This window comes from Heyndrickxia ginsengihumi (assembly GCF_011008565.1).
Taxonomy (GTDB): Bacteria; Bacillota; Bacilli; order Bacillales; family Bacillaceae_C; genus Weizmannia; species Weizmannia ginsengihumi.
Map to the genome: position 1 here is coordinate 14,239 of NZ_JAAIWK010000025.1, position 26,510 is coordinate 40,748.

General features: G+C 36.7%; 27 protein-coding genes. 20 read left to right on the forward strand and 7 right to left on the reverse strand.

Annotation, left to right across the window (positions count from 1 at the left end):
- Positions 1-13: 13 nt before the first annotated feature.
- From gucD to G4D61_RS14030, 5 genes are all read left to right on the forward strand, one after another.
- Positions 14-1,480, forward strand: coding sequence for an alpha-ketoglutaric semialdehyde dehydrogenase GucD (gene gucD / locus G4D61_RS14010; protein WP_163174185.1), 1,467 nt, complete (start codon positions 14-16; stop codon positions 1,478-1,480).
- Between the two features lie 212 nt (positions 1,481-1,692).
- Positions 1,693-2,985 carry an MFS transporter gene (locus tag G4D61_RS14015; RefSeq protein WP_197023484.1) on the forward strand — a complete coding sequence of 431 codons (1,293 nt, stop codon included), beginning with the start codon at positions 1,693-1,695 and terminating at the stop codon, positions 2,983-2,985.
- 109 nt (positions 2,986-3,094) lie between these two features.
- Positions 3,095-5,089 carry a YjhG/YagF family D-xylonate dehydratase gene (locus G4D61_RS14020; protein ID WP_163174187.1) on the forward strand — a complete coding sequence of 665 codons (1,995 nt, stop codon included), beginning with the start codon at positions 3,095-3,097 and terminating at the stop codon, positions 5,087-5,089.
- A gap of 375 nt (positions 5,090-5,464) precedes the next feature.
- Complete coding sequence (locus G4D61_RS14025) at positions 5,465-7,684, forward strand: alpha-galactosidase (protein WP_163174189.1); 2,220 nt, start codon at positions 5,465-5,467, stop codon at positions 7,682-7,684.
- A gap of 482 nt (positions 7,685-8,166) precedes the next feature.
- Positions 8,167-9,141, forward strand: coding sequence for an aldo/keto reductase family protein (locus G4D61_RS14030; protein ID WP_025728588.1), 975 nt, complete (start codon positions 8,167-8,169; stop codon positions 9,139-9,141).
- A gap of 109 nt (positions 9,142-9,250) precedes the next feature.
- On the opposite strand, the gene G4D61_RS14035 is transcribed toward G4D61_RS14030, so the two are convergent.
- Positions 9,251-9,526, reverse strand: a complete 276-nt coding sequence (locus G4D61_RS14035) for an alpha/beta-type small acid-soluble spore protein (protein ID WP_025728590.1) — start codon at positions 9,524-9,526, stop codon at positions 9,251-9,253.
- Between the two features lie 193 nt (positions 9,527-9,719).
- On the opposite strand from G4D61_RS14035, the gene G4D61_RS14040 reads away from it, so the two are divergent.
- The 5 genes from G4D61_RS14040 to G4D61_RS14060 all read left to right on the forward strand — a co-directional run bounded on the left by G4D61_RS14040 (position 9,720) and on the right by G4D61_RS14060 (position 14,499).
- Positions 9,720-10,652 carry an NADP-dependent oxidoreductase gene (locus G4D61_RS14040; RefSeq protein ID WP_025728592.1) on the forward strand — a complete coding sequence of 311 codons (933 nt, stop codon included), beginning with the start codon at positions 9,720-9,722 and terminating at the stop codon, positions 10,650-10,652.
- Between the two features lie 405 nt (positions 10,653-11,057).
- Entirely contained in the window at positions 11,058-11,447 is a 390-nt protein-coding gene (locus tag G4D61_RS14045) for a CidA/LrgA family protein (RefSeq protein WP_025728594.1), read from the forward strand.
- Positions 11,422-12,099, forward strand: a complete 678-nt coding sequence (locus G4D61_RS14050) for an LrgB family protein (RefSeq protein ID WP_025728596.1) — start codon at positions 11,422-11,424, stop codon at positions 12,097-12,099. Before G4D61_RS14045 ends, G4D61_RS14050 begins: the two co-directional genes overlap by 26 nt.
- Before the next feature lie 59 nt (positions 12,100-12,158).
- Positions 12,159-13,775, forward strand: a complete 1,617-nt coding sequence (locus tag G4D61_RS14055) for a long-chain fatty acid--CoA ligase (protein ID WP_163174191.1) — start codon at positions 12,159-12,161, stop codon at positions 13,773-13,775.
- Between the two features lie 109 nt (positions 13,776-13,884).
- Positions 13,885-14,499, forward strand: a complete 615-nt coding sequence (locus tag G4D61_RS14060) for a lytic transglycosylase domain-containing protein (protein WP_025728600.1) — start codon at positions 13,885-13,887, stop codon at positions 14,497-14,499.
- A gap of 70 nt (positions 14,500-14,569) precedes the next feature.
- On the opposite strand, the gene G4D61_RS14065 is transcribed toward G4D61_RS14060, so the two are convergent.
- Together G4D61_RS14065 and G4D61_RS14070 are read right to left on the reverse strand one after the other, a co-directional pair.
- Positions 14,570-14,821 carry a GlsB/YeaQ/YmgE family stress response membrane protein gene (locus tag G4D61_RS14065; protein WP_025728602.1) on the reverse strand — a complete coding sequence of 84 codons (252 nt, stop codon included), beginning with the start codon at positions 14,819-14,821 and terminating at the stop codon, positions 14,570-14,572.
- A 142-nt stretch (positions 14,822-14,963) separates the two neighbouring features.
- Positions 14,964-15,104: a small acid-soluble spore protein P gene (locus G4D61_RS14070; protein WP_025728604.1), complete on the reverse strand. Its 141-nt coding sequence runs from the start codon at positions 15,102-15,104 to the stop codon at positions 14,964-14,966.
- A 117-nt stretch (positions 15,105-15,221) separates the two neighbouring features.
- Here G4D61_RS14070 and G4D61_RS14075 point away from each other — a divergent pair, with 117 nt between their 5' ends.
- Positions 15,222-15,479 carry a hypothetical protein gene (locus G4D61_RS14075; protein ID WP_025728606.1) on the forward strand — a complete coding sequence of 86 codons (258 nt, stop codon included), beginning with the start codon at positions 15,222-15,224 and terminating at the stop codon, positions 15,477-15,479.
- A gap of 375 nt (positions 15,480-15,854) precedes the next feature.
- On the opposite strand, the gene sspO is transcribed toward G4D61_RS14075, so the two are convergent.
- Positions 15,855-16,004, reverse strand: coding sequence for a small acid-soluble spore protein SspO (gene sspO / locus G4D61_RS14080; protein ID WP_025728607.1), 150 nt, complete (start codon positions 16,002-16,004; stop codon positions 15,855-15,857).
- A gap of 248 nt (positions 16,005-16,252) precedes the next feature.
- Between sspO and acnA the strand changes: the two genes are divergently transcribed.
- From acnA to G4D61_RS14115, 7 genes are all read left to right on the forward strand, one after another.
- The gene (acnA, locus tag G4D61_RS14085; protein WP_025728608.1) at positions 16,253-18,967 is read left to right on the forward strand and encodes an aconitate hydratase AcnA; all 2,715 of its coding nucleotides are present in this window, start codon (positions 16,253-16,255) and stop codon (positions 18,965-18,967) included.
- A gap of 153 nt (positions 18,968-19,120) precedes the next feature.
- Entirely contained in the window at positions 19,121-19,723 is a 603-nt protein-coding gene (locus G4D61_RS14090) for a TlpA family protein disulfide reductase (RefSeq protein ID WP_025728609.1), read from the forward strand.
- A 92-nt stretch (positions 19,724-19,815) separates the two neighbouring features.
- Complete coding sequence (locus tag G4D61_RS14095) at positions 19,816-19,950, forward strand: FbpB family small basic protein (protein WP_081750012.1); 135 nt, start codon at positions 19,816-19,818, stop codon at positions 19,948-19,950.
- 65 nt (positions 19,951-20,015) lie between these two features.
- On the forward strand, positions 20,016-20,159 hold the full coding sequence (locus G4D61_RS14100) for an acid-soluble spore protein N (RefSeq protein WP_025728610.1): 144 nt from the start codon (positions 20,016-20,018) through the stop codon (positions 20,157-20,159).
- A gap of 33 nt (positions 20,160-20,192) precedes the next feature.
- Positions 20,193-20,429: a small acid-soluble spore protein Tlp gene (gene tlp / locus G4D61_RS14105; RefSeq protein WP_025728612.1), complete on the forward strand. Its 237-nt coding sequence runs from the start codon at positions 20,193-20,195 to the stop codon at positions 20,427-20,429.
- Between the two features lie 281 nt (positions 20,430-20,710).
- Positions 20,711-21,139: an acyl-CoA thioesterase gene (locus G4D61_RS14110; RefSeq protein ID WP_025728614.1), complete on the forward strand. Its 429-nt coding sequence runs from the start codon at positions 20,711-20,713 to the stop codon at positions 21,137-21,139.
- A 6-nt stretch (positions 21,140-21,145) separates the two neighbouring features.
- Positions 21,146-21,457 (forward strand): hypothetical protein, encoded by a 312-nt coding sequence (locus G4D61_RS14115; RefSeq protein ID WP_025728616.1) that lies wholly within the window; start codon positions 21,146-21,148, stop codon positions 21,455-21,457.
- A 27-nt stretch (positions 21,458-21,484) separates the two neighbouring features.
- Here the strand turns inward: G4D61_RS14115 and G4D61_RS14120 are convergent, their stop codons facing one another.
- Both G4D61_RS14120 and plsY read right to left on the reverse strand, forming a co-directional pair.
- On the reverse strand, positions 21,485-21,781 hold the full coding sequence (locus G4D61_RS14120; protein WP_025728619.1) for a HesB/YadR/YfhF family protein: 297 nt from the start codon (positions 21,779-21,781) through the stop codon (positions 21,485-21,487).
- A 52-nt stretch (positions 21,782-21,833) separates the two neighbouring features.
- A complete protein-coding gene (gene plsY / locus G4D61_RS14125) occupies positions 21,834-22,430 on the reverse strand; it encodes a glycerol-3-phosphate 1-O-acyltransferase PlsY (protein ID WP_025728621.1) in 597 nt (198 codons plus the stop codon).
- 403 nt (positions 22,431-22,833) lie between these two features.
- Here plsY and pabB point away from each other — a divergent pair, with 403 nt between their 5' ends.
- Together pabB and G4D61_RS18240 are read left to right on the forward strand one after the other, a co-directional pair.
- A complete protein-coding gene (gene pabB, locus G4D61_RS14130) occupies positions 22,834-24,606 on the forward strand; it encodes an aminodeoxychorismate synthase component I (protein ID WP_025728623.1) in 1,773 nt (590 codons plus the stop codon).
- A 370-nt stretch (positions 24,607-24,976) separates the two neighbouring features.
- Positions 24,977-25,126 (forward strand): Fur-regulated basic protein FbpA, encoded by a 150-nt coding sequence (locus G4D61_RS18240; protein ID WP_161783358.1) that lies wholly within the window; start codon positions 24,977-24,979, stop codon positions 25,124-25,126.
- A 108-nt stretch (positions 25,127-25,234) separates the two neighbouring features.
- Here G4D61_RS18240 and fabF read toward each other — a convergent pair whose 3' ends face one another.
- Positions 25,235-26,470, reverse strand: a complete 1,236-nt coding sequence (gene fabF / locus G4D61_RS14140; RefSeq protein ID WP_025728625.1) for a beta-ketoacyl-ACP synthase II — start codon at positions 26,468-26,470, stop codon at positions 25,235-25,237.
- Positions 26,471-26,510 lie beyond the last annotated feature (40 nt).

The following is a 26,510-nucleotide window of genomic DNA, read 5'->3' on the forward strand; positions in this document are numbered from 1 at the left end:
AAGGGAGAAGGATATGACTGTTCAAACTAAGATATTAACATATCAAAATTATATTAATGGCGAGTGGGTAGAATCTTCTTCACAAACCGCACAGAAAAGTATTAATCCAGCTAACAAGAATGAGATTGTTGGCTACATTCAAAACTCTACTGAAGACGATGTTAATCTTGCGGTAGCAGCGGCGAAACAAGCGTATAAAAACTGGAGAAAGCTTGGAGCTGTTGCTCGTGGAAATTATTTGTATAAAATCGCTGAGATCATCGAAAAACGTCAGAATGAGATTGCTGAAACATTGACGAGGGAAATGGGGAAACCTTTAGCAGAGGCGAAAGGCGAAACAGCAAGAGGGATTGCGATTCTGCGCTATTATGCTGCTGAAGGAATGCGAAAAACAGGTGACGTGATCCCGGCTTCAGATAGTAGAGCGTTAATGTATACAGACCGGGTACCGCTCGGAGTTGTTGGGATTATTACTCCATGGAATTTCCCAGTAGCAATTCCAATTTGGAAAATGGCTCCCGCACTTATTTATGGCAATACAGTCGTCATTAAGCCGGCAAGTGAGGCTGCAGTAACAGCCGCGAAGATCATTGAATGTATAAATGATGCAGGTTTACCAAAAGGCGTTGTCAATTTTGTCACAGGTAAGGGGTCAATAGTTGGGGGGCGAATTATTGAGCATTCAGACGTTAACGGTATTACTTTTACAGGATCAAACACGATTGGTAAAGAGGTTGCACAAAAAGCAGTTGCACGCGGAGCAAAATATCAGTTGGAAATGGGCGGAAAAAATCCTATTATCATTGCGGATGATGCCGATCTTGAAAAGGCAGTTGACGCAACAATAAGCGGTGGATTTAGTTCAACTGGACAAAAATGTACTGCAACAAGCAGGGTGATTATACATGAAAAGGTTTATGATGACTTTAAGCGTATGTTAATTGAAAAAACAAAAGCATTAACAGTAGGAAATGGTCTTGATCCAAACTCGAAGATTACACCAAGTGTCAGCGAAGCGCAATTAAATACAGTTCTTTCTTACATTGAAAAAGGAAAATCTGAAGGTGCGACGTTGCTATTAGGTGGAAAACGACCAGAAGATGCAGGTTTGGAAAATGGCTTTTATGTCGAACCAACTATTTTTGAAAATGTCCATTCTGAAATGACGATAGGTCAGGAAGAAATCTTTGGACCGGTATTGGCTTTAATGAAGGTAACGTCAATTGAGGAAGCATTACATTTAGCAAACGACGTTTCATTTGGTCTAAGTGCATCAATCTTTACCAAAAATATTGATCATATGTTTGATTTTATTGATGAAATCAACGCGGGATTAGTACGTGTTAACTATGAAACAGCGGGAGTAGAATTACAAGCACCTTTTGGAGGCATGAAGGATTCAAGTTCTGGTTCCCGTGAACAAGGTGAAGCTGCTAAAGAATTTTTCACATCAATCAAAACGGTGTTTGTTAAACCATAAATAAGAATTTCATTACGTTGTTCCAATGCGATATGCATTGGCCAAGTGACTGCCCCGGAATTTTTTCCGGGCATGTTCCTTAGTTGTCCTTTATTTGTCATAAGAGTTGCTCAATATTTAAAACTTATGTCAGCTAGCAATTATAAGCAAAAGAATACTGGACGAATCGGCCTCAAAACATCTGATGTTGATTATGAAAGGTGGTTATGCTTGTGACAAAAGTTCCAAACGGAAGATGGATTCATATTATTCCGACTACGATACTTGTATATATTGTTGCTTACATGGATCGTACGAACATTGCGTTTGCTATTGCTGGAGGAATGGATAAGGATCTAGGGATGACAAGTACGATAGCGGGATTAGCTGCAGGTATCTTTTTTATTGGTTATATGGTGTTGCAAGTACCTGGTGGCATGATTGCAGAAAAAGGAAGTGCTAAAAGGTTTATAGCATGGTCTATTTTAGCATGGGGTGGATTAGCCGTTATTTCTGGTTTTGTTCAATCACCAACTCAATTATTGATGATACGATTTTTATTAGGCGTGGCTGAAGGGGGAATATGGCCAGCGATATTGGTGATTATTAGTAATTGGTTTCCTAACGAAGAACGCGGCCGTGCCAATGCTTTTTTTATCATGAATATTGCAATCGCTTCCATAATTACTGGCCCGCTTTCTGGTTGGATCTTAACATTTTCTAATTGGCGGATGGTCTTTATTATCGAGGGGATTATCTCACTCGCTTTAATCGTGATTTGGTTACCTTTTATCTATGATAAGCCTGAAGATGCAAAATGGATTTCAAAGGAAGAACTTGATTATTTATTGAGAAAAAGACGTGAAGAACAAGAAAAAATAAAAGAAATACAAACGAATACTTCCTTTATTGGCATTTTAAAAAAGGCAAATACGTGGAAATTAATTTTCATTTACTTTTTCTATCAAACTGGCATTTATGGTTTCTCGCTTTGGCTTCCAACTATCATAAAAGAATTAACTCACACAGGGATGGGGAATGTAGGACTATTGTCTATTTTTCCTTATATCGGGACAATCGTGGGTCTTTATCTTTTTGCCCAGTTATCTGATAGAAGCATGAATCGTAAATTATATACCGCATTGCCAATGATTTGTTTCGCTATTTGTTTATTTTTTTCCGTTGAGTTTACTAGTCATATATGGATATCCTTTGCGTTTCTAATTGGCTGCGGTGTGTTTTTACAGTCAGCAAGCAGTATATTCTGGACGATTCCTCCACTTCTTTTTTCTCCTGAAGTAGCTGGTAGAACGCGAGGCTTAATTAATGCACTTGGGAATTTAGGCGGATTTTTAGGTCCATATATCGTAGGGTGGTTAACTGCCAACTACAGTCAAAATATCGGTATTTATGGATTAATTTGTTTCTTAATTGTTGGATTTATTCTTACGATGCTTCTTCCTAACATTACATCTGGTAAATCTCTGTCTACAGTTAATGGAAAAGGCTTACATCATCATAGATAAAATCTATGTTGTTTTCAATAGTTTTGATTCAAAGCAAAAGTAGAAAATGAGAAAGTGCTGTTAGAAAGGAACATTATATTGATTCTAATCTGTAAAAGAGGGATAAAGAATGAGTGAACAGCTAATTTCCATTATGGAAAATAATGAACGCAAGGATTTGTACAATATTAAAACACATGCTTCTGGACCTAGCGGCTCTTTACCGCTCACACATCATATGTTGATGAATTCTCCAAGTGGAAACCTGTTTGGATTATCACAAAATGTTGGTATGGGATGGAAGCCAACAAAACTAACAGGTAAACAAGTGCTTATTCTCGGTACACAGGGGGGTATTCGTGCAGAAGATGGAACACCGATCGCTCTCGGTTATCATACAGGACATTGGGAAATTGGTTTATTAATGCGTGCCGCAGCAGAAGAAATTAGAACTAAAGGTGGAATACCATTCGCTGGATATGTCAGCGATCCATGTGATGGGCGCTCCCAAGGAACAACAGGCATGTTCGACTCGCTTCCTTATCGTAATGATGCAGCGATGGTCCTTCGTAGATTGACAAGATCTCTCCCTACTCGACATGCGGTAATGGGTGTAGCGACATGCGATAAAGGACTGCCAGCAATGATGATTGCTTTAGCAGCAATGCACGATTTACCGTGCATTATCGTTCCGGGCGGTGTCACACTTCCTGCAACTTACGGAGAAGATGCCGGAAAAGTTCAGACGATCGGGGTTCGTTATGCACAGGATGAGCTTTCTTTACAAGAGGCTGCTGATTTAGGATGTAGAGCATGTGCAACCCCTGGAGGCGGATGTCAATTTCTAGGTACAGCTGCAACCTCTCAAGTCGTATCTGAAGCGTTAGGGATGTCAGTTCCTCACTCTGCCTTAGCTCCATCTGGTCAACCTATTTGGGATGAAATGGGAAGACAGTCAGCCAGAGCAGTGCTAGCAATGGAATCGAAAGGGATGAGCATGAAAGACGTTTTAACAGATCAGGCAATCCAAAATGCGATGGTCATACATGCTGCCTTTGGAGGGTCAACAAACTTGTTGCTTCATATCCCTGCTATCGCACATGCGGCTGGCAGGAACATACCATCCGTTCATGATTGGAATCGGATAAATAAAACAGTGCCAAGACTTGTCAGTGTTTTGCCAAATGGACCGGTGTATCATCCAACGATAAGGGCTTTTATGGCAGGGGGAGTACCAGAAGTTATGCTTCACCTTCGCAAACTTGGTTTATTAGATTGTTCAGTACTTACAGTAACAGGCGAAACATTAGATCATGTATTAGATTGGTGGGAATCATCAGAACGTCGCTATACAGTGAGAAAGCAGCTCATGGAACTAGACGGTGTCGATCCAGATGATGTTCTTATGAATCCGGATCAATCAAAAGCGCGCGGATTAACGTCCACTGTAACATTCCCAATTGGAAACATTGCCCCTGAAGGCTCCGTTATTAAGTCTACGGCTATTGATCCAGCGGTTGTAAATGAAGATGGAGTCTATCGCCAAAAAGGAAAAGCGAAAGTTTTTACATCTGAAAAAGAGGCCATTTCAGCCATTAAAAATGGAAACATTGCAGCAGGCGATATTATGGTGCTAATTGGCCGCGGCCCTTTAGGTACTGGTATGGAAGAGACATACCAAATCACCTCTGCATTGAAACATTTATCATATGGAAAATATGTGTCTTTAATAACAGATGCTCGTTTTTCAGGGGTGTCAACAGGGGCTTGCATTGGTCATGTTGGACCAGAAGCATTGGCCGGAGGTCCGATCGGAAGGCTGCGAACAGGTGATATAATTGAAATCATTGTTGATCGCAATCAGCTTGAAGGAAGTATCAATTTTATAGGAGCAGATAATCAGACATTAACAGCTGAGGAAGGTGCGAAAGTTCTTGCAGGTCGAGAATTACATCCGGATTTAAAACCTGATGCGCAGTTACCTGATGATACAAGATTATGGGCTGAACTACAAGCTGTTAGTGGGGGAATCTGGAAAGGAAGCGTCTATGACGTTGATAAAATTATAGAAGTATTGAAAGCAGGAAAAGAAGCACTGGCGTTAAAATCAGAAAGTATAAAATAATGCATGTTTGGTTGAAATCCTTTAGTTGAGGCCGGGACAAAGGTCTAATTAACGAAAGAAATCTCGAATATTGCGCGCCAACCCCGCTCCGAAAATCGACTTTGTTTTCCGCAGGCGGCTGGTGAGCCTCTTGCAGGAGTCTATGTATATTTCCAGAGCTAATTTGTGTAATATTCGTCTTTAGCTAACCACTTTTGAGCTTTGTCCCATTTTCTTTTTGAAAAACTGCACATCACTCAAAAACAAGCGTCTATTAATTCTGTCATTAACTGATCACCTCTATATAAAAACATCATATCTTTTATGTCTATTATGTTTCTTTCTTCATATATATTATTTACATATTGGAGTTCTTATAGAAAGTGGTGAGTAATATTGGCGATTCGAATAAATAAAAAAAATAAAGAATTCCATTTGTATAATGATCAGGTGAGCTATATTTTTAGAGTGCTAGAAAAATGTGGACAACTTGAGCAGGTTTACTATGGAAAGAAAGTACATCACCGATCTTCATTCAAACATTTAATTGAAAGAGAACCGCATACCGCTTCATGTAATATGTTTGAACATGATGATACATCCTCGCTTGAATTTATTAAACAGGAGTATCCAAGTTATGGAACAACCGATTTTCGTTCCCCCGCATACGCTATTATTAATCGTAATGGCAGTCATGTTACAAATTTTCAATATATTGGTTATCGGTTGTTTCAAGGAAAACGGAAGCTTACACAGTTGCCGGCAACATATGTAGAGGAGTATAGTGAAGCAGATACTTTAGAAATCACATTATATGATTACGTATTGCAAGCTAAATTAATCGTTAGTTACACGATTTATAATAGAAGAAATGTGATTACACGTCACGTAACATTTGTGAATGAAGGACGTGAGTCTTTTTATATCGATACAGCAATGAGTGCGAGTGTTGATTTTCCTGACGATGTGTATGAAATGGTTTACTTAAATGGTGCTTGGGGACGAGAGGCACATATTCAGACAGTACCGTTGGCAAAAGGAGTGCAATCTATTGCGAGTGCAAGGGGTGCAAGTAGCCACCAGTTTAACCCATTTCTAGCACTGAAAAGACCGGAAACGACAGAACATAGCGGGGAAGTTTATGGGTTCAGTTTAGTATATAGCGGGAATTTTTTAGCGCAAGCAGAAGTCGATTCTTTTCATACGACACGTGTAATGCTAGGAATTAATCCATTTCAATTCAAATGGAAGCTTGCACAGGGGGAAATATTTCAAACACCAGAATGTGTGATGGTATATTCTGATCGAGGTTTAAATGGTATGAGCCAGACATATCATGATTTGTATCGGAAAAGATTAGTCCGCGGCTATTGGCGGGATCAAAATCGGCCGATTTTAATTAATAACTGGGAAGCGACGTATTTTAATTTTACTGAAGATTCGATTTTGAAAATTGCAAAAGAAGCACAACGATTAGGCATTGAGTTATTTGTGTTAGATGATGGCTGGTTTGGAAAACGAAATAATGCAAAAAGTTCGTTAGGTGATTGGTATGTCAATAAAGAGAAATTACCTAATGGAATAAAAGGTTTGTCAGAAAAGATTACAGCGTTAGGGATGAAGTTCGGTTTATGGTTTGAACCAGAAATGGTTTGTAAAGATTCACGTTTATATGAAAGACATCCTGACTGGGTGCTTTCTACTCCTAACCGTCCAATGTCACATGGGAGAAATCAGTACGTATTAGATTTCTCTAGAGAAGAAGTTGTGGAAACGATTTTTAACCTTATGTGCAAAGTTATTGATGATGCACAAATTTCCTATATTAAATGGGATATGAATCGTAATATAACGGAAGCGTATTCCCTTGGATTGTCAAATAAGCATCAAGGCGAGCTTTTTCATCGTTATATTTTAGGGGTATATAAATTATATGAAAAATTGATTGAGAGATTTCCGGAAATCCTGTTTGAATCTTGTGCAAGCGGTGGAGGCCGTTTTGATCCTGGACTATTGTATTACGCACCACAAACATGGACAAGTGATGATACTGATGCGATTGAGCGTTTATATATCCAATACGGAACATCATTGGTTTATCCAATTAATTCAATGGGCAGCCATGTTTCTGCTGTACCGAATCATCAAATTGGCAGAATAACACCACTGGAAACGCGCGCAAACGTTGCCTATTTTGGGACATTTGGCTATGAATTGGATGTGACAACTTTGAGTGATACAGAAAAGCAACAAGTCAAACAACAAATAGAGTTTTTTAAGAAAAAAAGCCGACTGATTTCCACAGGAACATTTTATCGGCTAGTAAATCCTAAAGATAATGATCATAGTGCATGGATGATTGTTTCAGAAAATCAGAGTGAGGCAATCGTTGGCTATTATCGTATTCTTGTTAAACCAAACGATGGTTATCGTCGAATTAAACTAGATGGACTTCATCCTAATAAACGATATGCGGTAAGTGGAAAAGAAGGCCATTATTACGGGAGTGAGCTGATGAATATCGGGTTAATATTAAATAATAATCATGATGTCCGTAACAAACAAAAGCCAAAAGACTTTTCCTCTGAACTATTTATCATTACGGAGATTCACTAATTGAAACTATGAAATGAACAAAAAGGATACTGAGAAAAAAGCATATCAATATTCTGTCAACTATTCATTGATATGTTTAGCATAATAGGTAGCGCGTATATATAAATTTGTGTAATTTAATTGTGGGCTACGTTTGAACATTCTTCGTAGGAATACTAGGAAGGGAATTTCCTTGTAGTGGCGAAATGATAAATAAAAGGCTGTCTTCTTAAGGAATATTTTGATTTCCGCTCTATGATGCTTTCCGCCTGTGGGGTCACTTCAATCTCGCTTTTCCCGCAGGAGTCTCGCATCCTTCCGCTCCAACCGGCTTTTTATGAAATGTTGAAGTTAACAAAATCAAAATTCATGTTAAAACTTCAATAATTTTAAAAGGTTGTTTTTTGAACTTTGTAGGTCTTCATCAAAGGAGAATAGTTTGACCTAATTAAAAATAATAATCTTTTAGAAGACAGCCTGAATATTGAAAGGGGTCATTGACTTTGAAATATCGTCGTTTAGGGAATAGTGGTTTAAAGGTAAGTGAAATTGCATTAGGCAGTTGGTTAACATATGGTGAAACAGTTGAACAAGAAAATGCAATCAATTGTATACATCAAGCATATGAACTAGGCATCAATTTTTTTGACACGGCCAATGCTTATAATCGCGGAGAAGCTGAAAAAGTTGTTGGTAAAGCGCTGAAAGATTACGAACGCTCTAGTTATGTTTTAGCAACGAAACTTTATTTTCCGATGGGAGATGAACCAAATCAAAGAGGTTTATCAAGAAAAGCGGTCATTGAACAATGTGATGCTAGTTTAAAACGACTTGGCGTAGAGTATATCGATTTATATCAATGCCACCGTTTTGATACGGAAACACCAGTAGAAGAAACGTTACGTGCATTAGATGATCTAGTATCGCAAGGAAAAATCCTTTATTATGGTGTAAGTGAATGGAGTGCCCAACAAATTCAACAAGCTGCTGATATTGTGAAACAATACCGCCTGCATCCAATTGTATCTAATCAGCCGATTTACAATATGCTCGTGCGTTACATTGAGAAAGAAGTGTTGCCTGTTTCCGTCAAGGAAGGTATTGGACAAGTTGTCTTTTCACCGTTGGCACAAGGAATTCTAACAGGTAAATACAAACCGGGAAAACAATTGCCGAATGATAGCCGTGCTGCAAATAACCAAATTAATAGATGGATTCAAAGTTATCTTCGTGATGATGTGTTGTCATGTATTCAAAGACTAGAGAATTTATCAAGTGAGCTTGGATTACAATTATCACAATTAGCAATCGCTTGGATTTTAAGACAACCTGGTGTTAGTTCAGCGATTATCGGGGCAAGTCGTCCATCGCAAATTGCTGAGAACGTGAAAGCATCTGGAGTTGTATTAACAGAAGATGTTTTAACAGAAATAGAAAGCATTTTAAATGAAGTTGACCGATTTGTTCCTATTTGGTAACTGCAAGCAAAACTCTGTTAGAAGTCGATAACAGAGTTTTTTATTTGCTTTTAAGATCCTGTTACATACTATTTTTATTACGTTAAAGCAATAAAGGGGTCAGGCCCCTTTATTGCTTTTTGAGTTGTTCTTGCGCCATACGAATCATTTCCTTTACCATATTGCCACCTATTGGTCCGCCAACCTTTCCGGCTTGTTCTGATGTTAGACTGCCATTATATCCCTTCTTTAGGGGAATTCCCTGTTCTTTTGCTACTTCATATTTGACGGCATCGGGATGATCTAATGGAACATCATATCCTTGTTTTTTCATGACCTCTGCTTTGAATTGATCAAGTGCATTTCTTGAGCTTGCGACAAGTGGCTTTCGTTTTCTTCTGCTCATATCCATCTCCTCCATATTTCTATTATTCGATATATTTCCTTCTTTTATGTTTCAAAAACAAATAATTGATTTTGTGGATGGATACATAGTTTTTACGATGAAGACAACAATAAGTCTACAGGTCGAATTCTTTGTCCGTTTTTGTTTGATAAGCTAAAATAAACGAGCAAATGAAAATGATGAGGTGTTGAAAATGAAAGCTGTTGTAATTAATCAATATGGGGGAAAGGAACATTTGCAAGAAGTTCAATTTCCAGATCCGATTATAAAAGATCATCAAGTTTTAGTAGAAATGAAGGCTACTTCAATTAATCCAATAGATTGGAAATTAAGAGAAGGCTACTTAAAGGAGATGCTTCCTTTTGAATTTCCTATTATCCTTGGCTGGGATGCCGCAGGGATTATAAAAAAAGTAGGAAAGGCTGTAACGAAGTTCAAAGTGGGAGATGCTGTTTTTGCTCGCCCAGATACGACAAGATTTGGTACATATGCAGAATTTGTTGCGATTGATGAAGACAAGCTGGCATTAAAACCAGAAAATATCAGTTATGTAGAAGCCGCTTCAATTCCGTTAGCTGGTCTAACGGCATGGCAAGGACTATTTGATGTTTTAAAACTAAAAGCTGGTGAAAAGGTTTTGATCCATGCTGGAGCCGGTGGAGTTGGGAGCTTAGCGATCCAATTCGCACACCATGTAGGAGCGTATGTCGCGACAACGGCGAGCAAAGAAAATGAAGATTTTGTCAAAAGCTTAGGGGCAGATGAAGTGATTGACTATCGAACAACTGCATTTGAGGATGTATTATTAAATTATGATGCTGTTTATGATACGATGGGCGGAGAAATTCAATCGAAAAGTTATAAAGTGTTAAAAAAAGATGGTAGATTAGTGTCAATTGCTTCATATCCAAGTACAGAAGAAGCTGAATTGTATGGTGTAAAAGCAGGTTTTTTATGGTTAGAACCAAACGGAAAACAACTAGCAGAAATTGGCGAGCTCTTGAAAACAGGAGATGTCAAAGCAATCGTTGGTCACGTTTTCCCATTTTCAGAGCAAGGAATTAAAGACGCCCATGCTTTAAGTGAAAGTCATCACGCGCGTGGGAAAATTGTCATTAAGTTTTAAAAAAACTATGTCAAAGGTATTAGATCAGGATCAGAGATACTATTCTCTGATCTTTTTATTTGAAGTGGGAGAATAGACCAAGCATGATGAAGTTTCCTGATTGCCCGCGGAAAGCAACTTAGAGTAAACATCATCGTCCAAGTAAAACAAAGTTATAACTGAAGGGAAAGTTCGATGCAATATCATATTAAAAAGACATTTTACAAACATTCCTTTATAAGGGGGATATACTCTTTGCAGCATCAGTTGATGATGGGGGCTGTTATTTTCAAAGGTCTTTTTTCATATACAGTTTGTAAGGAAAGAAAATATTTTTCTTTGCCTAGTTGGAAAGGAATATGCGTTTATAAAATCGAATGATGTTAAGTGGGGATTGATAAAACATATTATAAAGGGGAAAGAAAGTTGAAAAAGGGCGTATTTTTTGTCATGCAGCTATTGTTATTATGGGCTTTAAACGAAGTGGGTAATTTGTTTGTCGGATGGACACATTTGCCGATTCCTGGCAATGTTGTCGGTATGGTGCTGCTCTTTATATTATTAATGACAGGCATCGTGAAATTACACTGGGTAGATGCAGGTGGCTCATGGCTTCTGAAACATTTATCATTCTTCTTTATTCCTATTTCTGTCGGATTAATGACATTAGGGTCAACGTTTATCCATAGTGGCATTATATTGCTGTTTATTTTAATGCTAAGTGGAGCTTTAGGAATCATTGGAACAGGTATATCGTCACAACTGCTTTCTAAAGGGAAGGAGGAGTACCATGACCATCATCATCACGCTTTATAGCATCGCAGTTACAGTAACCGTTTATCTTTTGTCTTTAAAAGTGACGCGCAAGTATCCAACTCCTTTTACAACTCCGGTTTTTTTAAGTACAGTGGCAATCATTCTTATTTTATTAGTAAGTCATATTTCTTATCAAAATTATCAAATTGCAAAAGATATTATGAGCTATTTTTTAGGACCTGCAACAGTTGCACTAGCAATTCCGTTATATAAGAATCGTACGATGATGTTGAAATACTTAACACCTATATTGTTCGGGATGATAGTAGGGAGTACAGTTACCATTAGTTCAGCTGTGATTCTGGCAAAACTGCTTCATCTGTCCCAACATGTTCTTGCGGCACTTACAATTAAATCAATTACTGTTCCAGTTGCTTCTGAAGTTGCCAAAAATATTGGCGCAAATCAAGTATTAGTTGCAGGGTTTGTTATGATTACCGGTATGTTCGGAGCGATGTTCGGATTAAAACTATTATCATTATTGAATATTCATCATCCCATTTCTAGAGGACTAGCATTAGGCACGATCTCACACGGCATTGGAACCGGGGAAGCGGTGAAAGAAGGAGAAATACAGGGAGCAATTTCTGGCGTGGCCATGGCTTTTACTGCTGTATTAACTTCTTTTATTATTCCGTGGTTTTTTCGTTAACATCTAATCGGTTTGTAAGATATATACTTTAGTATCTGAAGATAAAGGAGAAGATTGTTATGATGAAAACCCCGCTTTTATTATCATCTTTTATGGAAAGAGCAGAAAAATATTTTCCAAACAAATATGTTATTTCGAGGACACATACTGGTATTAAAAGAATTCCGTATTCAGAAATTGGAAAACGTACACGCAGGCTCGCTAGTGCTCTTGAAAAAATAGGAATGAACAAAGGCGATAAAATTGGGTCTTTTGCTTGGAATCATCATCGTCATCTAGAAGCCTATTTTGCAGTACCTAGCCGTGGAGCAATTTTGCACATGGTGAATATTCGGTTGTCAGAAGAACATTTAATTTATGTGATTAATCATGCAGAAGATAAAATTTTGATGATTGATGTTGACTTAATCCCGACTATTGAAAACATCCGTGATCGATTAACAACTGTCCAACATTTTATTATTATGTCGGATGATAAAACATTACCAAACACAACATTGTCACCTGTCTATTCGTATGAGCAGTTTCTTGAAGAAGGAGATGAGCAGTATCCTTTCTTACATGACTTAGATGAATACGCTCCTGCAGCAATGTGCTATACATCAGCTACAACAGGATATCCAAAAGGTGTTGTATACTCTCATCGAGGACTTTATCTCCATAGTATGGCATTAGGTTTGGCAGACAATTTAGGGATAAAGGAAAGCGATATTGCGATGCCTGTAGTTCCGATGTTTCATGTAAATGCGTGGGGATTGCCTTTTGCCGCTGTATGGTTTGGTACTACACTTGTGCTTCCAGGACCTTCTTTTACGCCAAAACTAATTGCTGAATTGATTGAACAAGAAAAAGTTACGATTACTGCGGGTGTTCCAACGATTTGGATCGGAGTCTTAAAAGAATTGGAAGCGCGAGATTATGATTTAAGCAGTCTTCGTTTAATCGTTAGTGGCGGTTCTTCTTCGCCTAAAGGGGTTATAAAAGCGTTTGAAGAAAAATATGGTATTCCTTTTATATCTGGCTATGGAATGACTGAAACAACGCCAATTGTTGCCATTTCATCTTTGAAAAGCTATATGATGGATTATTCATTAGAAGAAGTAATCGAGACAAGGAGTAAAACAGGTCTAGTTGTTCCGGGAATAGAGCTTAAAGTCATTAATGATCATGGTGAAGTTCCAAGAGATTCAAAGACGATCGGAGAACTGATTTTAAGGGGACCTTGGATCGCTGATCAATATTACAAAGATGATCGGACGACAGATGCTTTTAAAGATGGCTGGCTTTATACAGGAGATATTGCTGTCGTAGATCAAGAAGGATATGTTAAAATTACGGATCGAACAAAAGATTTAATTAAAAGCGGTGGCGAATGGATTTCCTCCGTCGATATTGAAAACGCTCTCATGTCTCATGAAGCAGTTTTTGAAGCAGCGGTTATTGCGGTACCACACCCAAAGTGGCAAGAAAGGCCACTCGCTTGTGTCGTTCTAAAGCAAGGCTATGAGCAAAAAGTAAAAGCGGAGGATTTAAAAAACTTTTTAAAAAATCAATTTGCATCTTGGTGGATTCCTGATGACTTATTATTTGTTGATGAAATTCCGAAAACATCCGTCGGAAAATTTCTAAAAAGAGCTTTGCGCGAGCAATTAAAAGAACATTATTCAAATTCATGAGCATGATGAAAAAGAGTCGAAATCAAATATGGATTTCGGCTCTCTATTTCTGTAATATAGATAATAAGATTAGTTTTTGTGTAAGGAAAGTGAAGGGATTTATTTCGCAATGAAAAAGTCAGTAAAAAAGAAGAAAGAAAAAAAAGGGTTACTAGCAATTCTATTCATTCCACTGCTTGTAATTGGACTTTACATGATTACACATCAAGGTGCTACGCAAATTAAAGAAAAACTTACACAGCCAATTCCTGAAAAATACATTCCTATTTACAAAGCAGCTGAAAAAAAATATGGTGTTCCGTGGTACGTCTTAGCGGCACATCATCGTGTAGAATCTAAATTCTCCACAATGAATCCAATGGTATCTCCAGTTGGAGCAGAGGGACCAATGCAATTTATGCCTTGTACTTTTGTTGGATGGAAACATCCATCATGCAGTGGAAAAGGAAAGGGAAACATTCCAGAAAAGGATAAAACAAATCCCACATTAATTAAGAAGTATGGCGGTTATGGAGTAGATGCGGATGGAGATGGAAAAGCCGATCCATTTGATGATGCTGATGCAATTTTTAGTGCTGCAAATTATTTAGCAAAAAATGGTGCTGCAAATGGTCATTTAAAAAAGGCGATTTATTCTTATAATCATAGTGACAAGTATGTCCTTGAGGTAATGTATTATATGAATATATACAAAAATGAGTATAACAAAAAATATAGTTTTTAACGTAAAATAGACAAGACGTAACAGAAGCATGGCTCTGTTACGTCTTGTCTATTTACTATCATCGACTTGATTACGCCCGGCGCATAGATCGTAAAATGAGACTTAAGATAAACACTAATATAATGGAGCCAATTAATGCTGGAATAATAGCTATTCCGGCAATGTCTGGACCAAAATGTCCCATAATCAATCCGCCAAGCCATGCGCCAATGATCCCTGCGATAATATTTCCAATAATGCCGCCGGGAATATTTTTTCCTAATATTAATCCGGCTAGCCAGCCGATAATCCCGCCGACAATTAAATAAAAAATAAATGACATGACAATCCCTCCAATAGTTAAATTTATTATTTGTTTCTATATGTTTCATTAACCTTTATTTAAATATTTAAAACATAAAAAGGCTCATCGTTTCATTCAGTGAAAAACGTGTGAAACATATCATTTCACACTGATATAAACATTACATGTCATGGCTAGAGTTATGTTTTTGTCTAGTGTGATTACGATTCTTTACCTTTTTAGAACCACTTAATGGTTCAGGCTGTCCACTTTGTTTTGGAGCATTTTTCCGCATATCTTTGCCATCATTTTTGTTTGTCATATTATTTTACCTCCTCGTTTCTTGTAAATTGTGCATTTCATATGGATTTTATACTGTATAAATCCTATTTTTTTACATAATCTATAGATGCATTCTTTACTAAAAGGAGAGATCTTGATGCCCTATCATAAAAATAAGCAACAGGCATTCCAAGCAGCTCAACAAGATTTTCATCAGGCGATTGATATATACAAAAACTTAGTTGAAGATCAAGAAGACTACGGTCATCACTTAAAATTGTTAAAAGAAGAAATTAATGAGACTTATCAGCAAGTTGAAAATGCATTAGAAGTAGCGAGTGAAGCTCAAAGAACACAATTAGAAGAATATCAGCAAACATTAAATCAAATTATGCAACAAGTAAATCAAGAATAATAAAAAGAGAATGCTTTTTATTTTCTTCGAAGAGGCTGGGACAAAAGTGCTAAACTAAGACGAACATTGCCCAAATCAGTTTCGGAAATATACATCGACTTCTGTGGGAGGCTCAGCAGCCGCTTGTGGAAAGCAAGTATATTTCCAGGGAGGGGTCGGAGCGCAATATTCGGTTTTTCTTTCGTTAATAAACCTTGTCCCAGCTTTTTTAATTTAGTCTAAAGATGCCATTCTTTCGCTTAACTCTGTAGAAAAAGAATCCCTGAAGTGAAACTTGGTAATATTTTATATGAATTTTTAGTTGATTATAATAATATGGTTATTATACTGAAATAAAAAAAGAAATCAGTAAATCATACTGATTTCTTTTTTTATTTATTGATTCTTTTTCTTCTTTTTATTAAATTGTCTCTCTTTTTCAGAAAGCTGTTCATTCCCAAATTCTTCGTTATATCCAGCACCTTTACCTTGCGCTTTTGCGGCGTTCATTCCAGGACGTAAATGATTTGCCTTTTGTTTGCTCATAATGATATGTTCCTCCAAATACATTTTTTGTTGCATCATTATTGTTTATAAATGGACTGAAAACATACATCCATTTTCATGAAAAAAAGATATTGAAATAAACAAAACTTATTGAATGTAATAACATTATTGTTATTTACTTATGTCGCTTATTGTAATATGATGAAAATATGAAAAGTATTAAAAACTGTTAAAACTTTTCTTTTAAACTATTTTTTAACACGAAAGTTTTTAAAGGGGGAAATAAAATGGCTAACCATGATTTATTTCATGCGCGTTCTTCTTTTGAACTAAAAGGGAAACGTTACCATTACTATCGCCTAGCAGCATTGGAAGAAGCTGGACTAGGAAAAGTTTCAAAATTACCATACTCTATTAAAGTGTTACTAGAATCAGTTGTCCGTCAATTAGATGAGCGTGTCATTAAAAAAGAGCATGTAGAAGATTTAGCAAAATGGGGTTCAGATGAAGTAAAAGATAAAGAAGTTCCATTTAAACCGTCACGTGTTATTTTACAAGACTTCACTGGGGTTCCAGCCGTTGTTGACCTTGCATCATTACGTAAAGCAATGGCCGATCTAGGGGGAAATCCAGATAAAATTAACCCTGAAATTCCAGTTGATCTTGTAATTGACCACTCTGTTCAAGTAGATAAATATGGTACTCCAGATGCGCTACAAGTGAACATGGATTTTGAATTTAAACGCAATGCTGAACGTTATCAATTTTTAAGTTGGGCACAAAAAGTTTTTGATAACTATCGTGCAGTTCCGCCTGCAACGGGTATTGTTCACCAAGTAAACCTTGAATACTTGGCAAGTGTTGTTCATGCAAACGAAACGAGCGAAGGTGAATTTGAAACATTCCCTGACACATTAGTTGGTACCGATTCACATACAACGATGATTAATGGTATTGGTGTTCTTGGTTGGGGCGTTGGTGGTATTGAAGCAGAAGCTGGAATGCTTGGTCAACCATCTTACTTCCCAATTCCTGAAGTAATTGGCGTGAAATTAACAGGTGCGCTTCCAAACGGTGCTACAGCAACAGACTTAGCATTAAAAGTAACTCAAGTGCTTCGTCAAAAAGGTGTTGTAGGAAAATTTGTTGAATTCTTTGGCCCTGGTGTGTCTACATTACCATTAGCTGACCGTGCTACAATTGCAAACATGGCTCCTGAATATGGTGCTACTTGTGGATTCTTCCCAGTTGATCAAGAATCTTTAGCTTACTTACGTTTAACAGGACGTTCTGAAGAACACGTTGAATTAGTTGAAAAATATTTGAAAGAAAATGATATGTTCTTTACACCAGAAAATGAAGATCCAATTTATACAGATGTTGTTGAACTTAACTTATCTGAAATTGAAGCGAATCTTTCTGGTCCAAAACGTCCACAAGACTTGATTCCACTTTCTCAAATGCAAAAAGCATTCCAAGAAGCGCTTACTGCACCAGCTGGAAACCAAGGGTTTGGCTTAGATCAAAAAGAAATTGATAAAGAAGCAGTTGTCAACTTTAACAATGGCGATACTGCTACGATGAAAACAGGTGCTGTTGCAATCGCAGCCATTACAAGCTGTACAAACACATCTAACCCTTATGTAATGTTAGGTGCAGGTTTGCTTGCAAAAAAAGCGATTGAAAAAGGATTAGAGGTTCCAAAATATGTAAAAACTTCTTTGGCACCAGGATCAAAAGTTGTTACAGGTTATTTAAGAGATTCAGGATTGTTGCCATATTTAGAACAATTAGGCTTTAATCTAGTTGGTTATGGATGTACAACTTGTATCGGTAACTCAGGTCCATTAAAAGAAGAAATTGAAAAAGCAGTTGCGGATAGTGACCTGCTTGTAACATCTGTTCTTTCAGGTAACCGTAACTTTGAAGGACGTATTCATCCGTTAGTAAAAGCTAACTATTTAGCTTCACCTCCGCTTGTTGTTGCGTATGCTTTAGCAGGTACTGTGGATACAGACTTGAACAATGATCCAATTGGTAAAGATAGCGCAGGCCATGATGTTTATCTTAAAGATATTTGGCCATCTCAAGAAGAAATTAATGAAGCGGTTAAACAGGCTGTTACACCTGAATTATTCCGTAAAGAGTATGAAAGAGTATTTGATGATAATGAACGTTGGAATGAAATTAAAACAAGCAATGAACCATTATACAATTGGGATGAAGAGTCTACTTATATTCAAAATCCACCGTTCTTTGAAAACTTATCACCAAATCCAGATGAAGTTAAACCACTTTCAAACTTGCGTGTCATTGGCAAATTTGGTGATTCTGTAACAACTGACCATATCTCACCAGCTGGGGCAATCGGTAAAGATACACCAGCAGGTCAATATTTGCGTTCTAAAGGTGTAGAACCTCGTGACTTCAACTCTTACGGTTCTCGCCGTGGTAACCATGAAGTCATGATGAGAGGAACATTTGCGAATATTCGTATACGTAACCAAATTGCACCAGGCACAGAAGGTGGTTATACTACTTACTGGCCAACAAACGAAATAACATCCATTTATGATGCTGCTATGAAATACAAAGAAGACGGTACTGGTCTTGTTGTATTAGCAGGTAAAGATTATGGTATGGGTTCTTCTCGGGACTGGGCAGCAAAAGGTACAAACCTTCTTGGTATTAAAACTGTAATTGCTGAAAGTTTTGAAAGAATTCACCGCTCAAATCTAGTATTAATGGGTGTTCTTCCACTTCAATTTAAAAAAGGTGAAAGTGCTGAAACACTTGGTTTAACTGGCAAAGAAACATTAGAAGTTCATATTGATGAGAATGTAAGACCACGCGATTACATTAAAGTTGTTGCTACTGATGAAGATGGTAACAAAAAAGAATTTGAAGTACTTGTACGTTTCGATTCTGAAGTTGAAATCGACTACTATCGTCATGGCGGAATTTTACAAATGGTTCTCCGTGACAAAATCCAATCGAAATAAGTTTTTAATGTTTTTGAACTATGCATGCACACATTTTTCAAGACTGTGATTCATAATCACAGTCTTTTTTTTATGCAAAACTCTTTGTTTTTCTTCTATTATTTCTTTTCTTACATAAAATAATACAAATCATAATCGTCATGGAGGATGAAAATGATTAAAAGAATTGTGAGTTTAGCAATTGTTTTTGCTTTAATTGTGATCATGATTGTACAAGCTATAGTAAAGCATGAAGAACATATTAAAGCAGAGAAAACAGCGGAAAAAAAAGCAAAGATAGAAAAATCTAATAAGGAAATTGAAGCAATGTATAACCAAGCTCTTTTAAGTGACCAGGATGAAAGCCCTGATTTAAAAGTTGGCACAACCGCACCAGATTTCTCCTTAAAAAACTTAAATAATGAAACCATTCATTTATCAGATTTCAAAGGAAAAAAAGTTATCTTGAATTTTTGGGCAACATGGTGTCCGCCGTGTAAAAAAGAGATGCCTTTACTAGAAGAGGTGTATAAAAAATATCCTTCGACTGTGAAAATCGTGTCCGTAAATATTGATCCGCAAGCTGATGTGAAAAGATATATACAAAATACGGGAATTACATTTCCTGTATTATTAGATGAAAATGGCGATGTTAATGAAGTATATAATGTAATGACAGTTCCAACAACGTATTTGATTAATGGGCAAGGAGAAATTAAACAGATTCAACAAGGTCAATTAACTAAGGATATATTGGAAAAATGGATACAATCATAATGTTTGCGTTATATTAAAATTTTAAGAAAACATTAATATTTTCTTGTTTAAATGTCCATAATAGTAAAAAAATTAAAGAGGAGTGGCATTTAATGAGAAAATTAAATAAGAAAACTTTTTCAGATTTAGTATTAGAAAATAAGCAAGAGCTTATGAAAGACATTGAAGCAATGAATCGGATTGAGGAAAGATTTGAAAAAAAACATGAGATTAAAGTTGCTGAATAATCCTGTTTTTTTCCATTCATAAACTCTCATCAACAGGACAAACTGTTGATAAGGAGGGGATGAAAGTGGGCAATCCAAAAAAAGATAGTAAACATTATGTACCAAGTCATTTGGGTACTCAACCTCGAGGCTTTTCTGGAAATAATGGCAAAAAAATGCAAGACCATTCAGGTAAACATGCACAAGTGATCCAAACCAAGGGTGAATAAGCAACTGCTAATGAAATAGAGGGGGATTAAACAATGACAACACATCAACCAAAACCTGATGATCGCAGTGATAATGTAGAAAAATTACAAAATATGGTGCAAAACACGATTGAAAATGTTGAAAAAGCAGAAGATTCCGTTGAGTTTGCCAATGATGATACGCAAATTCAACAAATAAAAGAAAAAAATGAACGGCGCCGTGAAAGTATTAAAGCAATGAAAAGTGAAATTAAGGACGAGGCACAAGCTAAGGAAAACGGATATCATTAATAGATAAAGCCAAATGATACAAGGCGGCAACAGGAAGGGTTCAGAATAGTCTCATTCTGAACCCTTTTTAATTAATGCATGAAAAAAACGGAGAGGGTGAAAACTGCGTGGGTGTAGTTGAAGAGGCTTAGCATCTAGGGAAAGAGAGCATATGAAGCTCCAATTTAATGAGTGATCTCAGAATTTCACCTTTAATGGGAGTTGGATAGGCAACGTTACAGCGTAATGGCTAACAAGTATGATAAAATAAATTATATTATATATTATTGAGGTGTTTGCGCATGCATGTTGCTGAAACAAAAGTTGAAGTTCGCTATGCTGAAACAGACCAAATGGGTGTTGTTTATCATGCGAATTATTTAGTCTGGATGGAAGTTGGAAGAACAAAACTAATTGAAGATCTAGGCTTTCGTTATGCTGATATGGAGAAAGACGGTATCATTTCACCTGTCATTGATATTGCAATTTCTTATAAAAAACCAGTGCGTTACGGTGAAACTGCAACGGTAAAAACATGGGTTGAACAATATGACGGCTTGCGTGTTGAATATGGATATGAAATATATACGGAAGCAGGAGAGCTGGCAATTGTTGCAACATCTAAACATGTTTGTGTCACGAAAGATCGTTTTCGCCCTATTTCGATAAGAAGAGTTTATCCAAATTGGCATCAGGCATATGAAAATGCCAAAAAACAACAAAGCGAGTAACACTTAATGGCTTTTGGCATTAGTAAGCAGCAAGTGAAGGAATGGAAGAATACGATAAATCGTGGCGAAATTGCTTTTTTGACTCATTTTTGGCTTGACGAGCGATTTCCTAATACAAAATCAGTTACAAAAGTAGGGTGTAATGATCTTAATCGTTTAGCAGAATGGGGAGAAAAATATCAGCTAAAGAAAGAATGGATACATATTCGTAAAGATGGTTATAGTCATTTCGATCTATTAGGTGATAAGCAGCGTGAAATATTAGAAAAAGAAGGAAGGCTGTACGACCAAAGAAAATTTATCAATATGAGGAAATAATTAAAAGTCTGGTTTTAAACCAGACTTTTATGATGTTTTTTTATATTCATATGCAGGTTCTTCTAAATCATGATCATAGTTTACATATAAATCATGGTCATCTAAGTACCAAGCATCTACATGTTCGATAAAGTAAGTAATTCCATTTATTTCTACAGAAAGTGTGGGATCTTTCGGAGCTTCTTTATGAATGCCAAGTGAAAAACCTTGTTGAACTGAGCTGCAGCCACCATATTTAACAAAAAAACGTAAAGAATCCCCTTGTTCTAACATTAATTCTTCTTCGAACCATTTTCTCGCTTCATCACTAATAAACATATTCAAAGATAGAACCCCCTTCATTTTCCCATTTTTCATTCAGATGACGGACTAATTTCTAAATCCATTTCACCTTTGGTTCAGTTTTATTTTTGATCCGTTTCATATTTTCTTTATGGCGATAAACAATAAATGAAACAAGTGCAAAGATTACTACAAAAAGAGGCCAGTCATGCGTCAGAATCATATAAACTAGCGTATAAAGCACTGCAAAGATCCCTGTAATAATGGAAGATAATGATACATACTTACTTAGTTTTAGTGTTAATAGAAACACAATAATGACAAAAACAAATAATAATGGCTGATATGCTAATATAACACCTGCAGACGTAGCAACTGCCTTTCCACCTTTAAACTTAGCAAAAATTGGAAACATATGCCCAACAACAGCAATCAATCCGATCACGAGTGGATGTACGCTATGCTCGATCCCAAAAAATAATGGTAGCAGCGTTGCAACCGTTCCTTTTAAAATATCCACAACTGTAACGACAATACCGGCTTTTTTTCCTAAAGTTCGAAATGTATTGGTTGCTCCTAAATTACCACTGCCATGTTCTCTAATATCTATCCCGTAAAAAAGCTTACCGACAATTAAACCTGTGGGAATGGAACCAAGCAGGTAAGCTAATATAATCGTAATATAAATCATTTGCATAACTCCTTATATACTATGAAATAACGATATTTCAAAGCACGTATCATTTAACGCTCAAACGTAATTTCGTAATCTTATTGTAGCATTTCTTACTTAAAATGAGAAAGACTTTTCTGCCTAATAAGCCCGAAATATTCCACATATAAGTGTAATACATTATTCCAAAAATTGTAAGGGTCAAATATCAACATCAAGAACAAAAATAAATTTGCATGATTGTCATTTTACAATCTTTTATATATGTTATGATATTTTTGGTTATTACAAATGCAAGGAGATGGGAGCGCGAGTAGCACTATTAAATAATAAAAATTTAAATCATTTTAGCAAGTATGTTAACTTTTTATTTTTTATTTCTTGATGCAGACAAGACTACAGTATAGAGGAAGAGACGTTGATGACAGTTAAAGAGATACATAGAAATCCATTACTACTCTTTGAATTTATGAATGAAAAAGGTGAACAATCACCTATTTTATTTACACAGCCGACTAACATAATTGTCGCCTATACAATAGATGAAGTACTGCCATGTATGCTGAAAATTCAGGAGGCTGTAGCAGACGGCTTTTTTGCTGCTGGCTATGTTTCCTATGAGGCAGCACCAGCATTTGATGCATCTTATCATGTACGTCCTGATCATCAGCTTCCATTACTTTGGTTTGGTATTTTTCAAGAGTCGTCTGTTTATGAAAGAACTGAAAGTCAAGGAAGTTATAAAGTTTCTGAGTGGAAGCCATCTATATATGGAGATCAGTACCATGACGGCATTTTAAAAATAAAAGAAGCGATTCGACAAGGTGATACTTACCAAGTTAATTTTACAACACGTATGCATGCGCATTTTGAAGGCGATGATTTTAGCTTTTATCAAAAACTTGCGAAAGACCAAGACTCTAATTATTGCGCTTACTTAAACATTGGTGATTATCGCATATTATCGGCATCCCCAGAGTTATTTTTCCGTTGGGACGGGAAAAAAATTACGACAAAGCCAATGAAGGGGACAACAGCTAGAGGGAAAACTCGCAAGGAAGATGAAGAAAACGCAACATGGCTGTTCCATTCTGAAAAAAATCGTGCAGAAAATATTATGATTGTTGATTTATTGCGAAATGATTTGGGGAATATCGCAAAAACAGGAACAGTAAAAGTAGAAAAGCTTTTTGATATTGAACAATATCCAACCGTTTTACAAATGACTTCAACTATAACAGCAATGACAAAAGAGAATACGAGCATTACAGATATTTTTTCTGCTCTTTTTCCATGCGGCTCAATTACAGGTGCCCCAAAAATAAGTACAATGCGCTTAATATCTGAGCTTGAAGATTCTCCACGTGAAGTATATTGTGGGGCGATCGGATATATCCGACCACAAGGAGAAGCTGTCTTTAATGTACCAATTCGGACGGTTACGATTGATGCTGAAAATGGTCATGCTGTGTATGGAGTGGGCGGCGGAATTACGTGGGATTCAACAACAAAGGATGAGTACGATGAAATTGTCACGAAGGCGTCCTTATTGACCGTTGAGCGTCCAACATTCGATTTATTAGAAAGTTTAAAGCTTGATAATGGCATATATTTGTTATTAGATAGACACTTGAATCGTCTTTATGATTCAGCTCAATATTTTCATTTTCACGTTCGTATTGATCATATCAAAAAGTCTTTAATGGATTATGCAGACAATCATCGAAAAGGGACTTTTAAAGTTAGATTAGTCGTATCAAAAGATGGCAGCCATACAATTACTGGAGAACCAATTAAGCCGTTTCATGGACCACTTATTGTTGCATTGGCACGTGAACCTATTGATGAGGATCATCCGTTTTTGTACCATAAAACAACTAATCGGGATGTATATAACCATTTTAAGACTAAATTAGAACCATCTTTATTTGATGTCGTGTTATGGAACAAAAAAGGAGAATTAACCGAATTTATAAATGGAAATTTAGTACTAGAAATACAAGATGAATTTTTCACGCCAAAAATAACTTCTGGGCTGCTAGCGGGAACTTTTCGTGAGGAGCTTATCCATGAAGGGAAAATAAAAGAACGAGTATTGACAAAGCAAGATTTATTAAACTGTTCAAGTATTTGGTTTATTAATAGTGTACGTGAATGGGTAAATGTAAAGTTGAAAGAAGATACAATAATATAATTATGTAAACTTTATTGACGCGTCCTTGCATATAGGGCGCGTTTTTAATATTGCTGTTTTCATTAAAATGTTCAGGTATTTGACGATAACGGAAGGTGCGAGACGCCAGCGGGAAAAGCGAAATAGATGAGACACCAAAGGCGTAAGCGCCAAAGGAGGTTCAGTATTCGCCCGAAGAAAACGAGCAACTTGGAGCGAAAATCTATTAATTGAACAACATCTATCGGGCGCGGATTTTTCAATTTCATCTGCACAAAAAAGACCTCTACAGCATATTGGTGTAATGAGGAACAGGGTGGGTATAAAGTATGTATCATAATTTTTTCCGAATTGTACATAATAATACATAAACACGCAAGGAGGATATTTAGTGTCAGAATTAGAAAATGTAAAAAAGAATTTTATTGATAAGCTACTTGAAAATGGGATATATAAATTAAAAAATAAACAACTATATGAGCTAACGATTCAAGATCTCGAGAAAATGTATGATGAAGTAAAAGATAAAAGGACATCTTGATACTGCATTTTTACCTTCGTTCAATATAATCATTCCACTCACGATAAATCATCACGAATAAAAAGGCCAGAGCGTCTGAAATATATTCAGTCGCTCTGGCTTTTTTTATTATGAAAATGTTTTTAAAATAATGACTGCATTATGTCCACCAAAACCAAAGGAGTTAGATAGACCGATATTCAGTTGGGCATGTCTTCCTTCATTTGCGACATAATCTAAATCACATTGTGGATCAGGATGTTCTAGATTGATTGTTGGCGGAATGAAATGATCTATTAAACTTTGCAGTAAGGCAATCGCTTCAACCCCTCCAGTGGCACCAAGCATATGACCAAACATTGATTTATTTGCAGTGACAGGAATGTTGTAGGCATGGTCTTTAAACACATGTTTAATTGCTTTCGTTTCTGAAATATCTCCTACTGTTGTACTTGTTGCATGTGCACTGATTACATCCACTTCATGAACGGCAATCTTTGCATCATTTAGTGCTTTATTCATCGCTTGTGAAGCCCCATTGCCTTCTGGATGTGAAGCGACCATATGATAGGCATCAGAACTTGCTCCATAACCAATCATTTCTCCGTATATGTTGGCATCTCTTTGGAGTGCATGCTCTAGTGATTCAAGGACGATGATACCGGCACCCTCGCTCATGACAAACCCATCTCTATTTATATCAAACGGCCGACTGGCTTTCGTCGGTTGATCATTATTAGTAGATAAAGCAGTAGCGTTCCCAAAGCTTGCTAAAGATAATTTTGTTATCGCTGCTTCTGCACCGCCAGCAAACATGACATCAGCATCTCCATGCTGGATCGCTCGATATGCTTCACCAATTGAAGTATTTCCTATTGAACAGGCGGTAACAGGAGACATAGATGGACCAAGAGCACCTAATCTTATACTTATTTGTGCTGAAGCTGCATTTGCAATCATCATCGGCACAAGATTAGGACTTACTCTCCTAGGCCCCTTTTCATTTAGCGTGTTTACTTGATCAATTAAAGTTTGAATCCCGCCAATTCCTGAACCGACATATACACCTAAACGTTCACGATCAATTTTATCCAAATTAATGTTCGAGTCGATTAAAGCTTGCTCAGCGGCTGCTAAAGCAAACTGACTAAAACGATCAATTTTACGGGCTTCCTTTTTTCCAAAAATACCTTCAGCATCAAAATCACGGACAATTCCTGCGATTTTTGTTTTACTGTCAGTGACGTCAAATAGATCAATAGTCGAAATGCCTGATTTACCGTTACGTACATTCTTCCAAAATGTAGCGGTATCATTTCCTAGCGGGGAAATAACGCCCATTCCCGTAATCACTACTCTTTTCATAAAAATACCTCCTGATAGTACTTATAAGATTATTTTAATT